Below are 241 nucleotides of genomic sequence, written 5' to 3' on the forward strand. Positions count from 1 at the left end.
GGTTCAGATCTTCTTCCGCTTCGCGTACCTCGAAGCCAAAACTTTCCTCGGTGTCGTCGACGGAGCGGTCGATAACCGTCTTCTGGAAGAGCATGTTGAGGAACATGTACATCGGCTTGGTCTTGATCACGATAGCGCGCGCCGGCCGTTCCTTGCTGGCATTGAAGTGCTGGTGGACGCAGTTGTTGTGAACGATGACGACGTCGCCGGCTTCCCAGTCGTAACGAACGCCGTCATGGAT

The 241-nt window shown here is 56.0% G+C and carries 1 protein-coding gene; it reads right to left on the reverse strand.

All coding sequences use genetic code 11. From position 1 onward, the window contains the following. The coding region (locus ACPYOM_RS23640) for a hypothetical protein (RefSeq protein ID WP_481347851.1) at positions 1-241 on the reverse strand (241 nt) is incomplete at both ends.

The sequence above is a fragment of the Monashia sp. HAY1-2A genome (assembly GCF_056755315.1).